At 58.3% G+C, this 15197-nt stretch carries 14 protein-coding genes; 5 read left to right on the top strand and 9 right to left on the bottom strand.

Going from position 1 to position 15197, the window contains the following annotated elements:
- Window positions 1–127: 127 nt before the first annotated feature.
- Both csdE and csdA read right to left on the bottom strand, forming a co-directional pair.
- Window positions 128–568 carry a cysteine desulfurase sulfur acceptor subunit CsdE gene (csdE, locus tag BWI76_RS22970; RefSeq protein ID WP_004132798.1) on the bottom strand — a complete coding sequence of 147 codons (441 nt, stop codon included), beginning with the start codon at window positions 566–568 and terminating at the stop codon, window positions 128–130.
- On the bottom strand, window positions 568–1773 hold the full coding sequence (csdA, locus tag BWI76_RS22965) for a cysteine desulfurase CsdA (protein WP_004132800.1): 1206 nt from the start codon (window positions 1771–1773) through the stop codon (window positions 568–570). Before csdA ends, csdE begins: the two co-directional genes overlap by 1 nt.
- Before the next feature lie 198 nt (window positions 1774–1971).
- On the opposite strand from csdA, the gene BWI76_RS22960 reads away from it, so the two are divergent.
- From BWI76_RS22960 to rlmM, 4 genes are all read left to right on the top strand, one after another.
- Window positions 1972–2196 carry a YgdI/YgdR family lipoprotein gene (locus tag BWI76_RS22960; RefSeq protein WP_004132801.1) on the top strand — a complete coding sequence of 75 codons (225 nt, stop codon included), beginning with the start codon at window positions 1972–1974 and terminating at the stop codon, window positions 2194–2196.
- Window positions 2197–2549: 353 nt separating this feature from the next.
- On the top strand, window positions 2550–3467 hold the full coding sequence (gene gcvA, locus BWI76_RS22955; protein ID WP_004114967.1) for a glycine cleavage system transcriptional regulator GcvA: 918 nt from the start codon (window positions 2550–2552) through the stop codon (window positions 3465–3467).
- 19 nt (window positions 3468–3486) lie between these two features.
- Window positions 3487–3882 (top strand): DUF423 domain-containing protein, encoded by a 396-nt coding sequence (locus tag BWI76_RS22950; RefSeq protein ID WP_004105073.1) that lies wholly within the window; start codon window positions 3487–3489, stop codon window positions 3880–3882.
- The gene (gene rlmM / locus BWI76_RS22945; RefSeq protein WP_004124420.1) at window positions 3875–4975 is read left to right on the top strand and encodes a 23S rRNA (cytidine(2498)-2'-O)-methyltransferase RlmM; all 1101 of its coding nucleotides are present in this window, start codon (window positions 3875–3877) and stop codon (window positions 4973–4975) included. The genes BWI76_RS22950 and rlmM overlap by 8 nt, the downstream gene beginning before the upstream one ends.
- Before the next feature lie 61 nt (window positions 4976–5036).
- Here rlmM and fucR read toward each other — a convergent pair whose 3' ends face one another.
- From fucR to fucP, 5 genes are all read right to left on the bottom strand, one after another.
- Window positions 5037–5747, bottom strand: a complete 711-nt coding sequence (gene fucR, locus BWI76_RS22940) for an L-fucose operon activator (protein WP_004870054.1) — start codon at window positions 5745–5747, stop codon at window positions 5037–5039.
- 57 nt (window positions 5748–5804) lie between these two features.
- Window positions 5805–6227 (bottom strand): L-fucose mutarotase, encoded by a 423-nt coding sequence (gene fucU, locus BWI76_RS22935; protein WP_004870057.1) that lies wholly within the window; start codon window positions 6225–6227, stop codon window positions 5805–5807.
- Between the two features lies 1 nt (window position 6228).
- A complete protein-coding gene (gene fucK, locus BWI76_RS22930; protein ID WP_004870061.1) occupies window positions 6229–7647 on the bottom strand; it encodes an L-fuculokinase in 1419 nt (472 codons plus the stop codon).
- Window positions 7648–7740: 93 nt separating this feature from the next.
- Complete coding sequence (gene fucI, locus BWI76_RS22925; RefSeq protein WP_004870066.1) at window positions 7741–9516, bottom strand: L-fucose isomerase; 1776 nt, start codon at window positions 9514–9516, stop codon at window positions 7741–7743.
- Window positions 9517–9547: 31 nt separating this feature from the next.
- The gene (fucP, locus tag BWI76_RS22920; RefSeq protein WP_004870069.1) at window positions 9548–10858 is read right to left on the bottom strand and encodes an L-fucose:H+ symporter permease; all 1311 of its coding nucleotides are present in this window, start codon (window positions 10856–10858) and stop codon (window positions 9548–9550) included.
- A gap of 559 nt (window positions 10859–11417) precedes the next feature.
- Here fucP and fucA point away from each other — a divergent pair.
- Window positions 11418–12065, top strand: coding sequence for an L-fuculose-phosphate aldolase (gene fucA / locus BWI76_RS22915; protein WP_004124398.1), 648 nt, complete (start codon window positions 11418–11420; stop codon window positions 12063–12065).
- Window positions 12066–12285: 220 nt separating this feature from the next.
- Here the strand turns inward: fucA and xni are convergent, their stop codons facing one another.
- Window positions 12286–13041, bottom strand: a complete 756-nt coding sequence (gene xni / locus BWI76_RS22910; RefSeq protein WP_004870073.1) for a flap endonuclease Xni — start codon at window positions 13039–13041, stop codon at window positions 12286–12288.
- Between the two features lie 97 nt (window positions 13042–13138).
- On the bottom strand, window positions 13139–15082 hold the full coding sequence (locus tag BWI76_RS22905; RefSeq protein ID WP_049086128.1) for a sigma-54-dependent Fis family transcriptional regulator: 1944 nt from the start codon (window positions 15080–15082) through the stop codon (window positions 13139–13141).
- Window positions 15083–15197 lie beyond the last annotated feature (115 nt).

Here is a 15197-nt window from a genome sequence, read left to right as displayed (position 1 = left end):
GCAAGACGGTAGCCCGGACAGGTGCGCAGCACCGCCTCCGGGATTGTTCACGGGCGCCATCGCAAAAATGTCTTTCCGCAGCAGGCGCTTTCCCCGGAGGCGGCGCGTTGCGCCTGTCCGGGCTACTTCAAAGAGCGTAAACCTCGCGGGCGGCGGCGAGCACCGCTTCGCTCAGGGCGTTGAGTCCCTGACTGCGCGAGGCGCTCAGCTGGCCGCGCAGCCCCAGCGCATCAAACAGCGCCAGCGGATCCTGCGCCAGCAGCTCGGCGGCGCTTTTACCTTCAACGGCGGCCAACAGCACCGCCAGCATGCCGCGCACGATACGGCCTTCGCTATCGCCGAAGAAATGCAGCTTGCCCTCGGCATCAACGGAATATCCCAGCCAGACGCGGTTTTCACACCCGGCAATCTCTTTGGCTCGCGCTTTCAGGTCGTCCGGCAGCGCGGGAAGCTGCTTGCCCAGTAAAATCAGCTGACGGTATTTATCCTCCCACTGGCTGAGCGGGGTAAACGTCTGGCGTAAAGTCTCTTCGGTGATGCGGGTTCCAAAAGGGTGAGAAGTCGTCATTAGTCCACCAGAATTTCCAGAGCGCGGTCAACGGCGTGCACCAGCGCGTAAACATCGTCTTGCGTATTATAAGGCGCGAAGGAGGCCCGCAGAGTGCCGCTGACGCCAAGCGCCGCCAGCAGTGGTTGAGCGCAGTGCTGACCGGCGCGCAGCGCGATACCCGATTCCGCCAGCAGCGTCACCATATCGCTATGGTGAACGCCGTCAAAATCAAACGCCAGCAGGCTGGCATCCTGACAGCGGAACGAGCGAAAGCCCGGACGTTTCGCCAGCTCGTCTTCCGCCAGCGTGGCCAGGCCGCGGCACCAGTTTTCCGCCTGCGCGATATCCGTCTCCTCCAGCCACTCCAGCGCCGCGCTCAGGCCAATCACCCCGGCGATATTTGGCGTCCCGGCCTCGAAGCGCCAGGGGACGGGCTGGGTTTTGAAGCCGTCGAAGGTGACTTCGGTAATCATTTTTCCCCCGCCGAACCACGGCGACATCTCCGCCAGCCGTTCGCGTTTGCCATACAGCGCGCCGATGCCGGTCGGCCCGTAGAGCTTATGGCCGGAAAAAGCATAAAAGTCGATATCCAGCGCCTGGACGTCCGCCGGGAAATGCACCGCCCCCTGCGCGCCGTCGACCATCACCACCATCCCGGCAGCGTGGGCCTGGCGAATCGCCAGCGCCAGGTCCGGGCAGCCGCCGGTGACGTTGGACATCTGGCCAATCGCCAGCACCCGGCTGCGCGGCGTGATGAGCGCGCCAAGCGCCGCCACGTCCGGCAGACGGTTGCCCGCCAGCGGCAGCTTCACCACCCGCGCGCCGGTTTGCTCTGCAACCATTAACCACGGCACCAGGTTGGCGTGATGCTCCGCTTCGCTGACGATAATCTCATCGCCGGGTTTCAGCCGCGGGCGCACGTAGCTCTGCGCCACCATATTAATGGCTTCGGTGGTGCCGCGCGTCCAGACGATATCTTCGCCGGATGGGGCATTAAGCAGCGCCGCCACGCGTTCGCGCGCGTTTTCATAGCGTTCGGTTAGCTGCCGGGCGGCGGCGAACTGGCTGCGGTGGACGTTGCCGGCGCTGAGGCGATAGAACTGGTCGCTGGCCTCAATGACCGCCAGCGGTTTGAGCGTTGTCGCGGCGCTATCAAGATAGACGCCGGCGTCGGCCAGCGCCGGGAACTGGGCGCGAAATTGGACGGGGTTGAATGCGTTCATGAGATTCCTCGTATCGATACCAGGATCGTCGCGCAAATCGGCGGGTGATACAAGGTTTGTGCTAACGACTGGAATTTTCTGAATATGACTTCGGGGGGGTAAAAGATGGTTATGCTGAATAGTGTTGGATTTGCGTTTTAACCTGGTACAGAACGAATCATAAACAGTATAAATAGTCGAAAGGAGAGAAAGATGAAAATGAATAAGACTGCCGCAATTATTTCTGCCTGTGTGCTGACCCTCGGCCTGAGCGCCTGCTCCTCTAACTACGTGATGCATACCAACGATGGGCGCACCATCGTGACCGACGGCAAACCGCAAACGGATAATGATACTGGCATGATTTCGTACAAAGATGCCTGGGGTAACAAGCAGCAGATCAACCGTTCTGATGTAAAACAGCTGGGAGAGCTGGATAAGTAATTGGTTTTTAGCAGGCAAAAAAAAGCACCGCGCAGTGCGGTGCTACATTAAATCACTATGGACAGACAGGGTAAATGTACAGGAAGTGAAAAGGGGTAGCTTCGCTACCATGGTCCGCAAACCCGGACCAATTGCAAACACAACAACACAACATCACAACCGTAAGCCAAAAGCTTGTTGGAACACGCATTCCAAAAAAAGCTCTTCGTTCCGGCTCAGGAAGTGCCGCCACTATAGGTATTTGCTGGTAGAAGCTCAACGGACAAATTATAATAGCTCAGATAAAAAAAACTAATAGGTTAACTATTGTTTCCTGTTTGTTAAATTGCCTTAACATCTAAGCCAGAATAACTATGTCCAAGCGTTTGCCACCTCTGAATGCATTACGTGTTTTTGATGCTGCCGCCCGTCATCTTAGCTTCACTCGCGCCGCCGATGAGCTTTTTGTGACGCAGGCCGCAGTCAGCCACCAAATCAAGTCCCTGGAGGATTTCCTCGGCCTCAAGCTGTTCCGTCGACGCAATCGTTCTCTTCTTTTGACAGAGGAGGGGCAGAGCTATTTTCAGGATATTAAAGAGATTTTCTCGCAGCTCACCGAGGCGACCCGCAAGCTTCAGGCGCGAAGCGCAAAAGGGGCCTTAACCGTCAGTATGCTCCCCAGTTTTGCCATTCAGTGGCTGGTGCCGAGACTCACAAGCTTTAACTCAGCTTATCCGGGAATCGACGTCAGAATCCAGGCCGTGGACCGTCAGGAAGATAAGCTGGCCGACGATGTCGACGTGGCGATTTTTTACGGCCGCGGCAACTGGCCGGGGCTGCGGGTGGAAAAACTGTACGCCGAATATCTGCTCCCGGTGTGTTCCCCGCTGTTGCTCACCGGTGATAAAGCGTTGAAAACGCCTGCCGATCTGGCGCAACATACCCTGCTGCACGACGCTTCCCGCCGCGACTGGCAAACTTATACCCGTCAGTTGGGTCTAAACCATATCAATGTTCAACAGGGACCTATCTTTAGCCACAGCGCAATGGTGCTGCAGGCGGCAATCCATGGACAGGGGGTTGCGCTGGCCAACAATGTGATGGCGCAGTCCGAGATTGAGGCAGGCCGTTTGGTCTGTCCGTTTAATGATGTTCTGGTCAGTAAGAATGCGTTTTATCTCGTTTGTCATGACAGTCAGGCAGAACTGGGTAAAATAGCCGCCTTCCGCCAGTGGATTCTGGCAAAAGCGGCTAATGAACAAGAAAAATTTCGCTTTCGTTATGAACAATAAATCATCGTAGGGTAAACACATGACCAGCCGTTTTATGCTGATTTTCGCCGCGATAAGCGGTTTTATCTTTGTGGCTTTGGGCGCTTTTGGCGCGCACGTTTTAAGTAAAACGATGGGCGTTGCGGAAATGGGCTGGATCCACACCGGCCTGCAGTATCAGGCATTCCATACGCTGGCGATCTTTGGCCTGGCGGTGGCGATGCAGCGCCGCATCAGCATCTGGTTTTACTGGAGCAGCGTCTTTATGGCGCTCGGTACCGTTCTTTTTAGCGGCAGCCTCTACTGTCTGGCGCTCTCGCATTTACGCCTGTGGGCGTTCGTTACGCCGGTCGGGGGCGTCTGCTTCCTCGCCGGTTGGGTATTAATGTTAATTGGTGCAATTCGTCTGAAACGTAAGGGCGTTGTTCATGAATAAAGTTGTCCTCTATTGTCGCCCTGGGTTTGAGAAAGAGTGCGCAGCAGAAATTACCGATAAGGCCTCGCGCCTTGAGGTGTTTGGTTTTGCCCGAGTCAAAGACGACTCCGGCTATGTGATTTTTGAGTGCTATCAGGCCGAAGACGGCGAAAAGCTGGTGCGCGAACTGCCGTTCAGCTCGCTGGTGTTTGCCCGCCAGATGTTTGTGGTTGGCGAACTGCTGCGTGACCTGCCGCCGGAAGACCGGATTTCCCCGATCGTCGGTATGCTGCAGGGCGTGGTGGAGAAGGGCGGCGAGCTGCGCGTGGAAGTGGCCGATACCAACGAAAGCAAAGAGCTGATGAAGTTCTGCCGCAAGTTTACGGTACCGCTGCGCGCGGCGCTGCGCGAGGCGGGCGTGCTGACCAACTATGAAACGCCAAAACGTCCGGTGGTCCACGTATTCTTTATCGCGCCGGGCTGCTGCTACACCGGCTATTCGTTGTCTAACAACAACTCGCCGTTCTATATGGGCATTCCGCGCCTCAAGTTCCCGTCCGATGCGCCAAGCCGTTCGACTCTCAAGCTGGAAGAGGCGTTTCACGTCTTTATCCCGGCGGATGAGTGGGATGAGCGCCTGGCGAACGGTATGTACGCGGTGGATCTCGGCGCCTGCCCCGGCGGCTGGACCTATCAGCTGGTGAAACGCAATATGTGGGTCTCCTCGGTGGATAACGGTCCAATGGCGCAAAGCCTGATGGATACCGGGCAGGTGACCTGGCTGCGTGAAGACGGCTTCAAGTATCGCCCGACGCGCAGCAACATCTCGTGGATGGTGTGCGATATGGTGGAGAAGCCGGCGAAAGTGGCGGCGCTGATGGCGCAGTGGCTGGTGAACGGCTGGTGCCGCGAAACCATCTTTAACCTGAAGCTGCCGATGAAAAAACGCTACGAAGAGCTATCGCGCAACCTGGCCTATATCCAGGAACAGCTCGACGAGCACGGTATCAACGCGCAGATCCAGGCACGCCAGCTGTATCACGATCGCGAAGAGGTAACGGTTCACGTTCGCCGCCTGTGGGCTGCCGTCGGCGGTCGCCGCGACGAACGCTAGTTTGCCCGCTTTTGTAGGCCGGATAAGGTGTTAAGCCGCTATCCGGCGCTGCAAATAGCCGTTATGACTGCGACACGTCCGAAACAATATGCGTCACATCATCCAGATGGCCGATCCGCGCCTCTCCTGAGCGATTAAACTTGCTCTTATCAATCAGCAATAACGATTGCGACGCCCGCTTAAGCAGCAGCGATTTGAACTCGGCGTTCACCGTGTTTGAGTCCCAGAGCGCGCCCTCGCTGTCGATGCCTTCGCAGGAAAAAATGAACAGGTCGATCTCCAGCGCTTTGAGCTGCGAGATAAGCGACGCGCTGACGTAGCAGCCATATTTTCGCTGGAGCGTACCGCCGGAGCAGGTGAGCTGAATATTCTCGCGCTTGCTCAGCTCCTGGCAAATCGGCTGGCTGTTGGTAAAGACGTGAAGGTCGATATCGGGCAGCTGGCGGGCCAGATACCAGCAGGTGGAGCTGGCGTCGAGGGCGATCGTCATTCCAGCTTCTATCCACGCAAGGGCTTCGCGGGCGATATCCGCTTTGTGCGCGTAGTGGCTTTTCAGACGGATATGAAAAGGATCGCCGCTGTCCCGGCTTTGCCGGTGAATGACTTTTGCCCGGCCGTGGTTACGCAGCACTTTCCCCTGGGACTGGAGCTCGCTGAGATCGCGGCGGATGGTTTCTCGGCTGACGTTGAGCTGTAGCGATAAGGCTTCGGTGGTCAGGCTGTTATGGTTAATGAGCAGGTCTAGTATCGCTTGCTGTCGTGCCGCTTTCATTTTTCTCACCCTGGCGTTCGCTGAGCGCCCGCATCAGACGGGCGCTCCGGCATGAGATTACGGCGTTACTCCTTTTTTTAAAAGAATATTCCCGTACTTAGCGCGCTCACCTGTGATAACGATCGCAAAGGCTTTTTGCGCCCGCTCGTAGAAAGCAAAGCGGTCGATGCGGGCGATCTCCGGGCAGGGCGCGGGGCGGGAAAGCGCCTCGCGGTAGCGCGTTTCCACCTGCGGGTCGAGGGAGTCGCCCGCCACGGCGGCCATCATCACCAGCGGCGGAGCGTAGCTGTCTAACTCAAACAGCGGAATAATCGCTTGCAGCAGGTCGCTGACCAGCAGGCCGTCGGCGCGAATCACCTGGGGCCCCATGCTGTGCACCGGGAAGTGGGCATCGGAAAAAATAATCTCATCGCCGTGCCCCATTTCCGCCAGCACCTTCAGTAGCTCCGGCGATATTAACGGGGAAATCGTTTTTAGCATCTCATACTCCCTCAATCAGTTCGGGTTCGGTTTGCGGGTAAAAATAGCGATACTGATAGCTCACTTGCGCTCGGGCCTGCTCCGGGCTGCTGAATTCACCGACGCCATACCAGCCAAACATGGCGGCGCCGGCGACGGTGGTTTCGGCGTCATCCAGTACTTTAATCGGGATATCCAGCCTGTTGGCTTTGATCTGATTCCACAGCGCGTTGCGGCTGCCGCCGCCGACCAGCAGCAGTTCGCTGGCGTTAAAGTGACCGATTTTTTGCAGCGTTTGTAGGTTGTTCGCCAGCTGTTCGGCTAATCCCTCCAGCGCGGCGAGGTAGAAGTGACCGCGAGTGGTATTCAACGTGATGCCCTGCCAGCCCGCGTTTGGGCTGGATAGCAGGTCGCACTGCATCTTCACCTTCTGAGCGCCGTCGGGGAGGGCACGGGCCTCGTCAATCAACGTTTGCCACGGCGTTTCAGGCGTCCACAGCAGCTGGCGTACCCATTCCAGCACGCCGGAGGCCAGCCACTGCATGCCCGGGTTATAGCGTCCCGGCTGGCTATCCAGCTCGCAGGTGGAGCCCGCATAGTGGCTGAGCAGCGGCGTGTTCACCTGGGCGCTGCGCACCATCAGGATTTCCCAGGTGCCGGACGACAGCACAGGTTCATCCTGCTCCGCGCCCGCGCCAAACAGCGCGAACTGGGTATCGTGCCCGGCGGAGATGACCGGAATGCCGACGGCTAAACCCAGCATCTTCGCGGCATCGCTTTGCAGCGTGCCGATCTGCTGGCCCGCTTCAACGAGCCGGGGAAACAGGCGGCGCGGCAGCCCCGTCGCCTGCAGGATCTGCGTGCTGAAATCCCGCTGATGGATATCCAGCATCTGGCTGGTGCCCGCCATGGTGATATCGGTTGTGAATTCCCCGGTCAGACGCTGGTTGAGAAGCGAGGAGATGAACAGCCAGGCGCGGGCTTTCTCCAGCAGCTGCGGGTGGTTCTCTTTCAGCCAGATCAGCTTATACAGGGTGTTGAAGGCAAATGCGCCGACGCCAGAGATCTGCTGGAGCTGCTGCGCGGGCATAAAACGGCTGATATTGTCCATCACCGCCGCGGTGCGCGGACATTTCCAGCTGATGACCGGATAGAGCAGCTTGCCCTGTTCATCCACCAGCGCGCCGTCGACGCCGAAGGTGGTGACCGTGATGCCGCGAACCGTGCAGGATGAGAGCGGGTCGCTAATCTGCCGGCAGCACTCGGCGAAGCGTTGCAGGATCGCCTCCAGCGACCATTGGTGCCAGGCGCTGTTCTCCACGGCGATATCGCTGGCGTTGGTCGTTGCGGCGCGGGCGATAATGTTCCCCCGGCGGTCAACCGCAATCGCCCGCACGTTGGTGGCGCCGCAGTCGAGGACCAGGATGACGTCTTTTTTCATCGTTAACTCCATAAACGTCGCCGGATGGCGCCGCGCTTATCCGGCCTACGGTTCTGTAGGCCCGGTAAGCCTGCGCCACCGGGCAAAGCCGTATTAACGCTTATACAGCGGGCCGTAGTTCTGGCAGGCGCGGTAATCCTGGCCTTCGCTATCCATCCCGTGGGCAGACCAGCTGGAGGGGCGGTAGATTTTCGCCTCTTCTACGTTATGCATGCAGACCGGGATCCGCAGCATCGACGCCAGGGTGATAAAGTCGGCGCCGACGTGCCCGATGGTCAGCACGCCGTGGTTAGCGCCCCAGTTCGCCATCACCGAGTAGACGTCGGAGAACGGGCCTTTACCGGTCAGACGCGGCGCAAACCAGGTGGTTGGCCAGGTGGAGTTGGTGCGGGCATCGAGCTGGTCATGCATCGCTTTCGGCAGCTCTACGCTCCAGCCTTCGGCGATTTGCAGTACCGGGCCAAGACCTTTGATGATATTCACGCGGGTCATGGTGAACGGCACGCCGCCTTCGGTCAGGAAGCGGGAGGAGAAGCCGCCGCCGCGGAAATATTCATGAATCGCCGGGCACCATTCGGTGGCCGCCAGGCAGGCGTCGGCCTCCTGCTGGCTGATTTCCCAGTGCGGTTTCATGGTTGGCTTGCCATCAGCATCGCGCTGTTTGCAGGCGCCGTCGAGCGCCGCCGAACCGGAGTTGATCAGGTGGATGATGCCGTGCTCCGCCAGCCCGGTGAGCGGTTGGCCGGTGACGCGCTCTACCGCTTCCGGCGACCAGTAGGTGCGCACGTCGGCAAATACCTGGGCGGTGCCGGTCAACTGGTGGCCCATCAGCATCGCCACGCCGTTGAGGCTGTCGTTTTCGGTGGCGACGACAAAGGGTTCGCGTACGCCATTCCAGTCGAACGAGCTATTGAGCAGCGCTTCGGCGGTATCGCCGTTGGGGTATTGATCGGTCCAGTGGCGCTGGCCCTGAAAACCCGCGGCAATGGCGTTGTAGCCCAGCGACTCTTCGACCAGCCCTTTTTCCGCCAGCTTGCTGTTGCCCTGCATCATGTCGCGGATGCACATCGCCATCAGCAGGCTCTCTTTCAGCACCGCGCGGCTCTGTTCGGCGTTGCGCTTATACTGCTGCGCGTTCTGGTCTTCGCCGTAGCGGAAGTTTTTATCCGCCCACGCCAGCGCCATTTCCAGCTCGCTTTCATCATAGATTTTCTGGTCGATGCGGCGGCGCAGTTCGGTCATGTCCACCGCCTGCACCTTCATGCCGAGCCAGGACTCGAAGAAGTTGTGATCGACGATAGAACCGGCGATACCCATCGACACGCCGCCGACGGAAAGATAGCTTTTGCCCTTCATGCTGGCGACCGCTAAGCCGGCGCGGGCAAAGCGCAGCAGTTTTTCTTCGACATCCGGCGGAATGGTGGTGTCGTCGGCGTCCTGTACGTCGTGGCCATAAATGGAGAATGCCGGAATACCCTTCTGGCTATGCGCCGCCAGCGCCGCCGCAAGGTAAACCGCACCGGGGCGCTCAGTGCCGTTAAAGCCCCAGATGGCTTTTGGCCGCAGCGGATCCATATCGATAGTTTCGCTGCCGTAGCACCAGCACGGAGTGACGGTAATGGTGACGCCGACGTTCTGGCTGCTGAATTTCTCTTCGCAGGCGGCGGACTCCGCCATACCCGCGATGCAGCTATCGGCGATGACGCACTCAATCTGCGCGCCGCAGGCGTGACGCAGTTTTTCCGCGATCAGCGCGGCGGTGGCTTTCGCCATGTTCATGGTTTGCTCTTCCAGCGACTCGCGTACCCCCATGCGGCGTCCATCGATCACCGGGCGGATGCCAATTTTCGGTAAGCTGATTTTTTTCATTACAGATTCCTCACGTTATTCGGATAAATGTTTAGTTAGCTGCCGTTTGCGAACGGAAACGGGCGAAGATGAAGATGACGGCAAAGCACAGCGCCGGGACCAGTTCGGCGGTGGGAATGTTGCCGGCGGCGTCGCTGACAAAGCCCATCACTGGAGTGACGATCCCGCCGCCAATAATGGTCATGACGATAAAAGAGGAGCCGTATTTGGTGTCCTGCCCCAGGTTTTTGATGCCCAGCGAGAAGATGGTCGGATACTGAATGGACATAAAAGCGCTGCACAGCGTCAGAGCCAGCAGACCCACGTGGCCGCCGGTGAAAGCGGAAATCAGGCACAGGATCATGGAAAGCAGGGCGTAGGCCGCCAGCACTTTATGCGGCGCGAAGCGGCTGATGAGCCAGGTACCGGAGAAGCGACCGATAAAGAAGCACACCATGGTGCCGGTCAGATAGTTGGCGGCGAAACCGGGCGTCATGCCGGGGATCTCTTCGATAGCGTAGCGAATCAGATAGCTCCAGCAGGCGGTTTGCGCGCCGACGTAGCAGAACTGCGCCAGCACCGCCCAGCGCCAGTGGCGAACGCGGACCAGGCGAGCAAGGGAAGCGGAGAAGGAACTCTGGGTGGCGTCACTATGGTCGTCGCTCTGCAGGGCTGGAAATTTGGTTAACATAATCAACAGAGCGACCAGTAAGACAACCGCGACGATGATCATATAGGGGGTTTGCACCGAGAGCACCAGGCTGTGCTTATAGGCGCTAAGCTGCTCCGGAGCCATTTTATCGAGCACATCCTGCGATTGATGCGGCACATTAGACAAAATAAGACTTTGCCCAAAAACCACTGCAATAATGGCGCCAAAGGAGTTAAAGGTCTGTGCCAGATTAAGCCGGAAGTGACCGCCGCTTTCTGGGCCTAAAACGGTAACAAACGGGTTTGCCGCGGTTTCTAAACACCCTAAGCCCGCAGCAATAATAAACAGGCCAATCAGAAATAAGGTGTAATTCATGACCTCGGCGGCGGGCCAGAATAGCGCGGCGCCAAAAGCATATAAGAACAGTCCGGTAATAATGCCGGCTTTATAACTTAACTTTTTCATCAAAATCCCGGCCGGAATAGGGATGACGAAATAGCCGAAATAAAAGGCGGATTGAATCAGCCCGGCCTGAAAATTAGTCAGCGTAAAGGCTTGTTGAAATTGTGGTAATAAAATATCGTTGAGATTATTTGCGACCGCCCAAAGAAAAAATAACGAGCACAGCAGGGCGAAGGGAATAATGTAGCGCTTGCTTTTCCCTGTCTCTACCGCACGAAAACTCTGCGTTTGTATTGTTGTGTTTCCCATAGCATCCTCATTGGTTCAGAAGCGTGTTCAGCGGCCGGTTTATACCCACCAGACCACAATAATCAGGTGAGCTCTTGCGGCGACGTCAACAGTGAAATAAACATCACGGAATGAACTCATGAAGGCATTTTCAAATTAAAAACGCCTTTTAATATGATGGCGGTCACATTTAGTATCCACTCGGTGCTTTTATGTGATTATCATCACTTTAATAATCAGAAAAACATGACCGTTTGAGAAAGTTAATTCTAAAACCCACAGGTTGAATGCCCGATTTAATTTATAATAAGGAAAACGGTCAGTTGTTAAAACTATCAGCAAAATGCCCGTTTTTAAATCTATTAGTAAGAACGGGCATTTTTCATCGGGCAAAAACGAGAGAGCGCTTTTTTTTACCCTGAAATAAGTGAGGGGTATCACAGAACCGGTGAATGTAAATTCCTTTCTGATTATTCGGGATGAAGATGATGGGCAATTATTCGAGTTATTCAACAGCGTCGCGCGTCTTATCCGGCGAGCCGTCTGTTGTCGTATTGCGCATGATAAAGAGAGGTAAAGAATGGAACGAAATAGACTGGCCCGGCAGATTATTGATACCTGCCTGGAAATGACCCGGCTGGGGTTAAATCAGGGGACCGCCGGCAACGTGAGCGTGCGTTATCAAGGGGGAATGCTGATCACGCCGACGGGTATTCCTTACGAGAAGCTGACGGAGGCGCACATTGTGTATATTGATGCCGAAGGTCAGCATGAGCAGGGCAAACTGCCGTCCAGCGAGTGGCGTTTTCATCTGGCGGCCTATCAGACCCGCCCTGACGCTCACGCGGTGGTGCATAATCACGCGGTTCACTGCACGGCGGTGTCGATTCTCAACCGTCCCATTCCCGCCATTCACTATATGATTGCGGCGGCGGGGGGCAACTCTATCCCCTGCGCGCCCTACGCCACGTTTGGTACCCGCGAGCTGTCTGAGCATGTGGCCGTGGCGCTAAAAAACCGCAAAGCGACGCTGCTGCAGCACCATGGCCTAATCGCCTGCGAAGAGAACCTGGAGAAAGCCCTGTGGCTGGCGCATGAAGTCGAGGTGCTGGCGCAGCTCTATCTCAGCACGCTGGCGATTATCGATCCGGTGCCGGTTCTTGATGACGAGGCCATCGCTGTTGTGCTGGAGAAATTCAAAACCTACGGATTACGTATCGAAGAGTGATGCCGTAAGCGAAGGTTTCTGCCGACGGCTTGCGGGAAATTCAGCGACTCTGCGCTCGGCTCCCGGGGGCGGCGCTTGACGCGCCTTGCCCGGGCTACGGGTTTACCGCCGGCTGCGATCCGGTAGCCCGGACTACGTGCTCACCGCCGTCTACGGAGCGGTAGCCCGGACAGATGCGCAGCATCGCCTCCGGGAAGCCGTGCGCTCTCTGGACCCAACGCTACCGGGCCAGCCGCAGCTGCTGCAGATTGCCGTCCAGCTGTAAATCGGTTTGCAGGCGCGCGATTTCCCGGCAGGTGAAGGCCATCTCTTGCTGTTCTTCCAGCTTCTTGCGCCACTTCTCCGGCACGTCCGCCAGCCGCGCGTAGATTCCTTCCAGATCCTGAAAATCGGTTAACAGCTGGGCGGCGCTTTTTGGGCCAATCCCCGCCACGCCGGGAACCTTTGAGCTGCTGATGCCAGCCAGCCCCCAGTAGTCAGGCAGCTGTTCCGGCGTCACGCCGAACTCTTTGGCGATAAACGGCGCGTCGAGCCAGCGCTTCTGGAAATAGTCGCGGATGCGAATCGTCGGCGACAGCAGCTGGCAGTAGCCTTTGTCGGTTGAAACGATGGTTGCCTGATGGCCGGCCTGCGCCACTTTGACCGCCAGGGTCGCGGCGAGATCGTCAGCTTCGCTGCCGCTGAGCGCCCAGCAGCGAAACCCGCGCAGCTCAAACGCCGCCCGCAGCGCCGGCATTTCCGCTTCGAGGGTCTCCGGCATCGGCGCGCGCCCGGCTTTATAATCGGGCAGGCGCTGATGCCGCCAGCCGTGGCCGCGGTCTTCATCATCAAATACCGCCACCACGTGGGTCGGCTGGCTATGAACCACCAGCTGTTCGAGCGCATGCAGGCAGGTATCGACGCAGGGTGACCCCTGCACCGCATGGATGCGGCGAATCAGATTAAGTGCGTCGACGATTAGCAAATGAACGGCCACGGATCCCCCTTATTCTCAACGTCTTTTAGGGTAACACCACCGCGCGGATGAGGCTATTGGCGCCAGGGAAATCAGGAAGATGCCTCGCAGTTTCCGGCTAACCAACGTGCATCAGCGGGCGGGGATCGCTATGAGTGGCCTCGCCGTACCAGACCGCCTCGCGCACCGATACCGGTTTGTGGATAAGGCCCAGCGCGTAAAAACGATCGGCGATACTTTGCTGGGCGCGAATCACGTTGAGATCCATCGGCCGCGGGCGATGGCTGCGGCGCGCCAGGGCTCGGGCCAGAGAAGCGGCGTTAAGCCCCAGCTCGGCGGAGAGCAGTCCGACGGCTTCCTGCCGATGCTGGTCGATAAACTGTCCGGTTTGCGTCAGTTCGGCCAGCAGGCGCTGCATAATATCGCTATTGCGGCTGGCGTAGTCGCGGCGCGACAGGTAGAACTGGTGGTTATTGACGCGCCCCTCGCCGCTGGCGACAACCCGTAGTTCACCGCTATATTCCGCGTCGCTGAGCAGCGGATCCCACATCATCCAGGCGTCCACCGCCAGGTAATCGCTGGCGGTCAGCGGGTACTTCGGCGGAATGTAGACCACTTTGACGTCGTTTAACGCCAGCCCGGCCTCTTCCAGGATATGTAGCAGCAGCCAGTGCACGTTAGAGCCTTTATTCAGCGCGATACGCTTGCCGCGCAGGTCGCTAAGGGTGCGAATATCGCTGTGCTGCGGGACGACCATCGCCACGCTTTGCGGCGCGGGCGGTTCCCAGGCGACGTAGACCAGCTCGCTGTTAGTGGCCTGCGCGAAAACCGGCGGCGCTTCGCCGGTGGTGCCAAAATCGATTTCATCGCAGGCCAGCGCGTGCAGCAGCTGCGGCCCGGCGGGGAACTCGCTCCACAGTACGCTGACGCCGCGGCTGGCAAAGGCTTGCTCAAGACTTTGCCGCGCTTTCAGGATGCCAAGATTGCCAAAGCGCTGGAAGCCGATGCGCAGTTCCCGGTCACGAGAGACCTTTTTGACCGCCGCGCTGTAGAGGGGCTCCTGACGGCGGCGGCTTTTGATGATGCCCAAATTTGCCAACTGCGTGCGCAGCGCGTGGCGGCTGATACCGAGCAGCGCTGCGGCCTGGCTTTGATTATCGTCACTGTGGGCCATCGCGCCGCGTATCAACGCCCCGGTGACCCTTTCCCACAGCGGTTCGCCCGGCAGGGAAAGCTGACGACGAATAAAATCGTCGAGTTCATTATCGCCAACTGCCGAGGGCTCGTTGTTCAGCGTCGTCAGCCGCAGCTGGGCGGGGCCGATCTCCTCTTCTTTACTCAGCAATACCGCGTTATGCAGAGTGTTCTCCAGCTCGCGAATATTGCCCGGCCAGGGGTACTCCATCAGCCTTGCCAGCGTCTCCGGGGCCAGACGGCGAATCGGACGACCCAGACGGCGGGCGTAGAGCGAGAGAAAATGGTCCGCCAGCACCGGAATATCCTGGCGACGCTGGCGCAGCGGCGGCAGCGGCACGATGGCGATATTCAGCCGGTAGTAGAGGTCTTCGCGGAAACGACGCTCGCGGATGGCCTGCATCAGATCCACGTGGGTGGCGGCGATTACCCGCACATCGACCTTAACGGCCTTGCGTGAGCCGACGCGGGTGATTTCGCGCTCCTGCAGGACGCGCAGCAGTTTCACCTGGAGCGCCAGGCTAAGCTCGCCGATTTCATCGAGCAGCAGCGTGCCGCCTTCCGCCGCCTCGAACCAGCCGGGATGGCTTTGTACCGCGCCGGTAAACGCCCCTTTTTCATGGCCGAACAGCTCCGCTTCCGCCAGGCTCTCGCTGAGCGCGCCGCAGTTGACGGCCAGGAACGGCCGTTGGCGGCGCGGGCTATGGTGATGCAGATAGCGGGCGACAACCTCTTTACCGGTGCCGGTTTCGCCGACGATCAGCACGGTCGCCTCGGTGGGGGCCAGTTTATCCAGCAGGCTCTGAAACGCTTTTGACGCCGGGTCGATCAGCGTGGGCGTTGAGGATGGAAATTCAGGATTCAGCATGGTTGACCTCCGACTTTTAATGCCCTGAACTTATCCTGTGCCGGGGTTGGAAACCAGAGGGCTAGCCCGTCGCGCTGTTGCAAAAGCCGCAGCCCGGACGCATTGTCTGCTGCAT

Origin of the sequence: Klebsiella sp. M5al, assembly GCF_002090195.1 — a bacterium.
Classification (GTDB): domain Bacteria; phylum Pseudomonadota; class Gammaproteobacteria; order Enterobacterales; family Enterobacteriaceae; genus Klebsiella; species Klebsiella grimontii.
This window is presented reverse-complemented; position numbering and strand designations above follow the sequence as displayed.